The organism is Erwinia wuhanensis, from assembly GCF_030484085.1.
Taxonomy (GTDB): Bacteria; Pseudomonadota; Gammaproteobacteria; order Enterobacterales; family Enterobacteriaceae; genus Erwinia; species Erwinia aeris.
Genome location: NZ_JAUJUH010000003.1, coordinates 344,503 through 352,808, shown reverse-complemented (window position 1 = coordinate 352,808; position 8,306 = coordinate 344,503). Strand labels below are relative to the sequence as shown.

Here is an 8,306-nt window from a genome sequence, read left to right as displayed (position 1 = left end):
TCATCATTTACGTATCGGAAGGTGATTTTTTCAATGTGTTTAGCGCCATCGTCCCTGATAAACGCGTTCGGAATACACACGCCTTTCTCTTTCGGGATCTCTTCATCCTTTCTGCCGCTTAAGCGCGATATCAGCGACTGTAGTGCAGCCAGCCTGGCTGGTTTTTCATTCATCTGAGCTTCAGTAAAACCTGCCTTAATATATGTATTTTTCCTTTTTAAATACTTGATATCTGACAAATCAAGTATTTCAGCGGTAATAATAAAAGCTGTCATATTAACATACACATGAGCCTCTAAAACCCTGCCAAGATCGTCCTCTCCCGAAATGTTCCTGTCAAAAATAACGCCTTTACCTTCAGGAAGCAGGATCTTTTCTTTTATAAACGGAGCGTTTTGCGGGTCATTTTCGGGTTTGTTAATCGCTTCCCGTAGCTCCTGCTCCCTGAGCCTTATCCGCTGCTGGAAGGCCGGTGGATAGATCCATTTACTGCTGATTTTAAAGTCATCGATAAAAATCATATTGTGCAGCTGGTTGTTAAAGGACTCCGGGACGTCAATCACGTAGCGCCCGATGCACTGCGGTTTAGTCTTTGCAAACAGGGTGTCGATCACGGCGCGCTCCTTTTGCGGTAATGCGGCGGCTGTAGCCGGTGCCGTTAAAAACAGGCCGGCCGTTATAAAAGTCAGTACGATAAATTTTTGAATATATTTCACGGGGCCGGGACCTCCTGAACCATTTTCACGATGGCCCGCAGGGTAAACTTCAGGGCCGGTCTGTTACGGATATCTTTCAGGCTTTTGACGTCATAGGCGCCCTGATGGTCAACATCGGTTGCCAGCACGCTTTTGATACTGCTGCTACGCCGTATGGCGCTGAGGGATTGCACCGGGACCGTACCATCGCCCTCCGTGCTGGATGAAACGACCTGATAGATCTGAGATTTGTTAAACGGCAGCGGAACTTCCCGGTAATTATTGGGCAGTTTTCTGTCACCCGGATGTAAGTTTTTCGGGAAGGTGTGGGAGGTTTTCTTCCATTTCAGCGTCCCGTCAGAGGGTTTTGTATGACCATAAAACGCATAGGTATTGGGATGATATCCCCGTTTATCCAGCTGCGTAATAAACTGGCGGACAGGCCGGTCAACTAATTTAACATAGGCATTCCAGTTACTCTCAATGACCGCCGCATCCTTATCGATAATGTCGGCCTCGTACAGGCGGTACCACAGGGTTTCATTGAGGTAAATCTCGCCGAACGGATCCTGCGTTTTCGGCAGCCTGACGTCGCTGCCATCCTCGTTGCCCCCTTCCACCGTCAGCCAGGGCGCGCCACCGAGATATTTAGCGGAGGGCAACAGCTGTAGCGGCGCCGGAGCGCGCGCCAATACCGGCATCAGCTCCTGCGCCGTGTTGCCCAGCACGGCCCCCGCCATGCCCTCCTGCTTTGCCCCGACTTTCATGCGGCGGTACGCCGCCGGGGAACCCAGGTCCGGGATAACACCGTGAACTATCCCCAGTATTTTATCCTGCGCCCCTGAAATCTGCGACGCATAGCGCGCCACCAGCCCCCCCATGGAGTGGGTGACGATAATGACTTTCTCCTGGCCGGCGGGAAAGGCCATGCCGTGACAGTGCTGGTGAGTGTAGAGGTCAATTATTTTATCGATGCAGGCGACCAGCCCCCCGGCCGAGGTTTTATTATCCTGCAGCCAGTTATAGCCATACACGTGCAGCGGAAATAAAAAATTCTGAAAGTGGTCAAGCTCCTGCCGGGTCATCACGGCTCCGCCGGTGATTTGCGCCCCTTTGTCTTCCGAAAGATGCGCGCCCACCAGCTGGCTCAGGACTCCGCCCTTTTTCCCGGCGGGCGTTGCGTAATTAACCAGGTCCTGCTGCCAGTCATCCAGCAACGCGCCCTGAAAGACGCTTAAAAACTTTCCGTAGCTGAAGGATAAAACCTCTCCCCAGCCGCGTTCCCGCCGGGTTGGGAATAGTTTTCCGTCATCGGAGAGCGGAGAAAAGAGGGTTTCATCAATAGCGCCACGGTTATCCACTATGGTGGTATCCGGGTTGAGCAGCTTTCGTCGATTATCTCCATTTTTCGACGCCCAATCCCAATAAACGCCCCCCATACTGTCACCACGCCAGATGGCCTGTGGCTGTTCAGATTGGTCCGACATCAAATTAGTCCCCATCACCCCGGGGAGGAAAATAACCGGAATAACTTTAAGGGGTGGCTGTAGCAAAACAGCCCTGGCATTTAATGATTTTTTCTGGTGTTGAATACCGTTCCAGTTAACCTGCCCGTGCCGATCCCACTCCGGCAGTATGCAGGTTACAGGCTGACCGTCATCGGTTACCGCTGGTTTGTCTTCCGCCATTCGTTCCATCCTTTTTGTTCAGGGGCTTACCTTGTCGTTACGCCACCTGGCACCTTTCCTTTAGCTTTTTTTCGGCAAAGTAGCGCTGAGTGAATCAATATTGATACTTTTCTGCGTATCCACCGCCCCCGATGCCGAGGTTGGCAGGGTTGGCTGGATACCGTCTCCATTTTTGAAAATTAACTGCTGGCCCGCCACGGGAGATCGGTCTGACAGGCGCAGCACCGTTGGCGTTACCGCAAAATCACTGGTACTCCACTGCTGAGCCGCCACGTTGATACTCTGTCCACCAAACTTTTGCCACACCGCCGCACGCTGAATGATGTTGTCCGGCGCACTGCACTCTATTGATCCATCAGCGATGCGAATATATCCGCCGCCGCTGGTTAAGATGATTTCCTGTTTAGCACTGATAAACAGTTTTCCTTCGCTGCTGGAGATACGGATATCTTTCAGTGCATCCAGCGTCATCTCATCACTCTGTGCCTGAATTTCCACTTTTCCCCGGCTGGCAAAGAGTTTTATCCCCAGCTTGTTTGCAAACAGACTGATAGCTTCCCCGGCTGCCACGGTGAATTTTTTTACTACGCTAAAATCGGTGTTTTTACCGCTGGTGCTAATGATATTTTCCCCCGCCGCGAGCTGTAGGCTGGCCGGGGTGGCCTGAGCAATACCCGCCGGAGCGCTCAACAATAGTGCCGATTTTTTCAGCTCCGTCAGGCTCTCTGCCAGCAGGGATTTTTGTGACTCTATATCAGCCAGTTCAGCCTTAGCCGTTTCCACCGCGCTGCTTAGCGCCTGCGCCTGCGACAGCGCCTGCTGTAACTGGCCAAGTGCGGCCTGCATCTCCAGCTGTTCGCCCTGCGCCTTCGCCTGGGCGTCCGCCGTGATAAACAGTCCCTTTCCCGCGCGTATCGCGCCCCAGCCGTCGCTGCGCAGCTCGAACCCCTCTCCCCGCTTCTGCTTTTCGCCGTCCACCAGATGGCCGAGGTTCAGCTGGCTCTTGCCGCCGTACTCCGTGCTGAGCTTGACGTGCTCCTGCCCCCGCGTGTCGTCCATCCGCAGCTTGTTGTTCGCCGGCGTGCGCAGCACGTTGCGCCTGAAGTTGCGGATGGTGACGTGATCCCCGTGCGCCGAGTCGTGCAGCGCGCCCGCAATGTACGGCCGGTCCGGGTGGCCGTGCTCAAAGGCTATCGCCACCTCCGTGCCCGCCAGCAGCGGCAGGTGCAGCCCGTAGGTGTCGCCCGCGTAGGCTCGCGCCTGGCGTACCCACAGGCTCTCGAAGCCGGTTTCCCACGCCGCCCGGTCAAACATCATGCTGACGCGGTAGCGTCCGTCGCGGTCGATGTGGCCGTAGGTATCGTTCACCGTGGTGCTGGTGACCCGCGCCGGAAGCGTGCCGGCCATCACCGGCGGCGGAAGCGGGATCGGCCGGAAGCCGTAGCGGTCGTTCAGCGGGATGCCGTCAAGCTCGGTTTCAAAACTGCGGTCGCGCCGCGCGGTGCTGACCACGGCGGTAACCAGCATCCCGCTGCGAAACGCCCCGGCGACCTCCTCGCCGCCGGTCACGCTCAGCTCGCTGCCGGGCGCCAGCGTCGGGCAGGAGGTCACCGCCGACAGCCGCGTCTGCCCGTTCAGGCAGCGCTCGTGGCGCAGGCGGGCGTAGAAGGTTCCGCTTTCCGGCGCCGCTTCTGGCCCCTCGCCCGGCGTCAGGTAGTTACCTCCCCAGCTGTAAGCTTCGCCGCAGGTGGTGTCGTCGCCGCCGGTGACGTCGGCATGGACGTTCATGTCCTGCATGGCGTTGCGGTAGTTGTAGTCGCGACCGCTGACGCTTTTCTCCACCACCACCGAGCGGCTGGCAAGGTTCCATACCGAGTCGCTGCCCGCGTCGTGCATCCCGGACGGCGGCACGGCCGGCAGCGTCAGCCCCTTCACGTGGCCCTGGCGGCCGTCGTAGAACTCCACCACGTCAATATGCAGGCGCGCGTCCGGGGTAAAGCGGAACCAGATGCCGACCTCGCCCAGCAGGCGGGTGATAAACGCCAGGTCGTCCTCGCCGTACTGCATCACCTGCTCGCGGCGCGGGTAGTCGTGCGCCAGCGTAAAAACGAAGTCCTGGCCGCGCATCCCGTGCCGCTCGCGCAGGATTTTCTCCACAATCTGCGGCACCGACATGTCCTGATAGATGGCGTTGTGGCGGCTGCGCGACAGCAGGGCGAGGCGCGGCCGCAGCGTCACGGCGTAGAGGGTCTGGTCGGCGGAGGTGCCGAGGCGCTCAAAGCCCGTCACCACGCCCTGCACCACGCGCACCGGCCGTTGTACGCGGCTCCCCATCCCCTGGCTGACCGGCGCCCGCAGGGTCAGCGAGGCCGGCTTCATCAGCATCGCCTCGCGGGTGAGGCCGGGGTCGGCGCTGGTGAACTCAACGCGCCAGCTGAACGGTTCGCTCAGGCGCTCCTCGCCCCGGAAGGCCAGCACGTCTGGCTGCGCCTGGCAGTCGCGCACCGCCAGCAGGTGGTGGCTGTGGCTGAAAAAAGAAACCGGATTTATGCTCATATGATGTCCTTATCAGGCCGCTGCCGCGTGCGGCAGCGTGGCTATTTCCCTGTGGATAAAGCGGGAGAAGTCCAGTCAGGGCTTAATCTTGCGCAGGCTGATCCTGTAACTCATTCGGCGCGGACTGAACGTTGCATAAGCTGTCGCGCGTGTTCTTCTGCACCGCAACGGCACCAAACAGCGCCATAAAGAACGTCACCCCGTAAAAGCCCTTTTCGTTGGGCATCAACGTGGCGTTCCACAAGCCCGTGACCAGTAAAATCACGGCGATCGTAAAGGAGAGCAGGCAGATGAAGTAGTAAAGCTGCGTGGTCGGTATGTCTTCAAAGCGGTCGCGCACGGTCTTCTGCAACGAAACGGCGGAAAACAGCCCGAGGATCAGTACGGCAAAGTAGTAACCTTTTTCATTCAGCTGCATGTCGGCACGCCACAGGCCGAACAGGTAGACCAGCACGCCGCCGAGCATGGCGATCCAGGAGATTGCGATAAAAGCGGGTGAAACCGGGATATTTTGCGTTTTCATTTTTATTACCTTGTCTGTTGGTGGGATAAATGCTGACTGTGAGGGGCACAAAGGTATCCCCCTCGGGTTAAGGGGTTACAGCGCGTCCGCCTGCGGGCCGTCAAACTCCAGCACGATGCCCTCTTCCTCATCCCAGTAAAGCCGGAGATGCTGCGGTTTCTGCTTCGCCGCCATCTGCTGTAGCAGCTGCTGGCTCAGCACCGGCAGGATCTGCTGGTTAAGCAGGCTGTCGATATTGCGCGCGCCGGTATCCGGCAGCAGGCAGGCGGCGGTCAGCGCCGCTGGCAGGCTGTCGCCCAGGGTGGTTTTCAGGCCGTAGTGGCGCGCCAGGCGCAGGCTGACCTGGTTCAGCTTCATGTCCACGATAGTGCGCATCGCGGTTTCATTCAGCGGGCGGTAAATCACCGTCTGAAAGCGCGCCAGCAGCGCGGGCTGAAAGTGGTCGCGCAGCATTGGGCGCAGCAGCGTCTGCAACTCGCCTTCCGTGGCGTCCGGGTTCTCTTCCAGCCGCTGCATGATAGCGTCGCTGCCGAGGTTGGAGGTCATCAGGATCACGGTATTGCGAAAATCGATCTCGCGCCCCTCGCCGTCGCGCATAAAGCCGCGATCGAAGACCTGGTAGAACAGGTTGAGCACGTCGCGATGCGCTTTTTCCACCTCGTCGAGCAGCACCACGCTGTACGGGCGCTTGCGCACCGCCTCGGTGAGGATGCCGCCCTGGCCGTAGCCGACGTAGCCCGGCGGCGAGCCTTTCAGCTGCGAGACGGTATGCGGCTCCTGATATTCCGACAGATTAAGCGTAATCAGCGACTTCTCGCCGCCGTACAGCACGTCGGCCAGCGCCAGCGCGCTCTCGGTTTTGCCGGTGCCGCTCGGCCCGACCAGCAGAAACACGCCCTGCGGACCGTTCTCAGCGGTCAGCCCGGTTTTCGCCGCGCGCAGGCGTTGTGCGATGGCATTGAGCGACGCATCCTGGCCGACCACGCGCCTGCCGATTTCCGCTTCCAGAGTCAGCAGCTCCGCCTGCTCATCCTTCATCAGGGAGGAGAGCGGCACGCCGGTCCAGTCGGCAATCACGCCAGCCACCGTACGGGCGTCAACGTCAAGCGCCAGCAGCGGGTTATCCTGCCGGACGGCCAGCAGCTGCTGCTGAAGCTCGCCCGTTTCGGCCTGGCGGCTGATGTCGGGACGGCACGCCAGCAGCCGTTGCGTTAACGATCTTTCGCGATCGTACTGTGCCTCCAGGATCGCCAGCTCATCCCGACGCGCGGCAATCCCGCTTTCAATTTCGGTCAGCCGTCCGTTACGGATGGTCTCGCCGAGAGCGAGATCCTCCTGGAGCCCCTGCTTTTCCATTTCCAGCACGGTGATCTGCGCGTTAAGAGCGGTGATCGCCTCCGGCACGGTATCCAGGCTCATACGCACGCGCGCGGCGGCAGTGTCCAGCAGATCCACCGCTTTGTCAGGCAGCTGACGTCCCGTCAGATAGCGGCGCGACAGGGTGACCGCCGCTTTTACCGCGTCGTCGGAGATATGGACGCCGTGGTGCTGCGCGTAGCGCGATTTCAGGCCGCGCAGCATCAGGCTGGCGGTCTCGTCGTCCGGCTCGTCAACTAACACCCGCTGAAAGCGGCGCTCCAGCGCGGCGTCCCTCTCAAAGTACTGCTTGTACTCGCTCCAGGTGGTGGCGGCGATAGTGCGCAGCTCGCCTCGCGCCAGCACCGGCTTCAGCAGATTGGCGGCATCGGCTCCGCCCGCCTGGTTGCCCGCGCCGATAATGGTGTGCGCCTCGTCGATAAACAGCAGCACCGGCGTCGCCGACTGCTGTACCGCTTCGATAACGTTTTTCAGACGCTGCTCGAATTCGCCCTTTACGCCCGCGCCAGCCTGCAACAGCCCCAGGTCAAGGGTACGCAGCGAGACGGTTTTCAGGCTGCCCGGCACGTTGCCTTCCGCAATGCGCAGCGCCAGCCCTTCCACCAGCGCGGTTTTGCCGACGCCCGGCTCGCCGACCAGGATCGGGTTGTTCTTGCGGCGGCGCGACAGGATATCGACCATCTGGCGGATTTCGGTATCGCGACCAAATACCGGATCGATCAGCCCGGCCTGCGCTTTGGCGGTGATGTCGAGCGTGAACTTGTCGAGTGCCGCCTGTAAGGCTTCACTCAGCGTACCGCCGGATACGCTGCCGTTCGCCTGCTCCTCCGCCTCGCCCAGCGTCGTGGATAAGACGTTAAGGCTCTCCTGCTGCTGCACTTCCGGGCGCTCGTCGGACTGCGCGTCCAGCAGCGGACGCAGGCGATCCAGCTGGCTGCGGCTCAGGCTCAGCAGCGGCCACAGCCCTTCGCAGCCAACCAGCGACGGCTTATCGGTCAGCGCCGCCAGCAGGTGGTGGCTGCGAATATGGGCGGCATCGTCTTCCAGCGAGGCGATCAGCCACGCCTGCTTAATCAGCGCCAGCAGCGAGTCGGCAAGCCCAGGGCGGGTGCGCACCGAACGCGGTACGTTATCCAGCCAGCTCAGCAGAGCCTGCCAGATACCATCCATGTCCCATTCATAGCGACGCGCCAGCACGGTGATATCGCCTTCGCCCTGCTCCAGCAGCTTCAGCAGCCAGTGCTCAATGCGGATTTCGCTGTGGGCGCGGGTCTGGCACAGCGACGCGGCGGCCTCCAGCGCGCGGGCGCAGAACGGATTTAAACGACGCAGCAGAACGGCCGACTGGTTTTCCATATGTTCTTCTCTCTTCCGTAATTAATCAGGTTCAGACACGCTACCGCCCGTCGCTATTCCCTGCTGTGAGGAACCCGAAGCGCATCAGGTCAGAAGGTGGGATTATTTGCT

5 protein-coding genes are annotated in these 8,306 nt (G+C 59.7%); all 5 read right to left on the bottom strand.

Going from position 1 to position 8,306, the window contains the following annotated elements; all coding sequences use genetic code 11:
• The coding region (locus QZH36_RS09365; protein WP_445235122.1) for a Tli4 family immunity protein at positions 1–680 on the bottom strand (680 nt) is incomplete at its 3' end.
• Between the two features lie 32 nt (positions 681–712).
• Positions 713–2,383 (bottom strand): Tle4 family T6SS lipase effector, encoded by a 1,671-nt coding sequence (locus QZH36_RS09360; protein WP_301730051.1) that lies wholly within the window; start codon positions 2,381–2,383, stop codon positions 713–715.
• A 60-nt stretch (positions 2,384–2,443) separates the two neighbouring features.
• Complete coding sequence (locus QZH36_RS09355) at positions 2,444–4,939, bottom strand: type VI secretion system Vgr family protein (protein WP_301730050.1); 2,496 nt, start codon at positions 4,937–4,939, stop codon at positions 2,444–2,446.
• A gap of 82 nt (positions 4,940–5,021) precedes the next feature.
• A complete protein-coding gene (gene yiaA / locus QZH36_RS09350) occupies positions 5,022–5,462 on the bottom strand; it encodes an inner membrane protein YiaA (RefSeq protein ID WP_253458524.1) in 441 nt (146 codons plus the stop codon).
• A 75-nt stretch (positions 5,463–5,537) separates the two neighbouring features.
• Entirely contained in the window at positions 5,538–8,195 is a 2,658-nt protein-coding gene (gene tssH / locus QZH36_RS09345) for a type VI secretion system ATPase TssH (protein ID WP_301730049.1), read from the bottom strand.
• Between the last annotated feature and the right edge of the window lie 111 nt (positions 8,196–8,306).

Bases quoted from the DNA above. Each gene is read 5' to 3' on its own strand.
- QZH36_RS09360 (WP_301730051.1), bottom strand. From the start codon at position 2,383: ATGGCGGAAGACAAACCAGCGGTAACCGATGACGGTCAGCCTGTAACC.
- QZH36_RS09355 (WP_301730050.1), bottom strand. From the start codon at position 4,939: ATGAGCATAAATCCGGTTTCTTTTTTCAGCCACAGCCACCACCTGCTG.
- yiaA (WP_253458524.1), bottom strand. From the start codon at position 5,462: ATGAAAACGCAAAATATCCCGGTTTCACCCGCTTTTATCGCAATCTCC.
- tssH (WP_301730049.1), bottom strand. From the start codon at position 8,195: ATGGAAAACCAGTCGGCCGTTCTGCTGCGTCGTTTAAATCCGTTCTGC.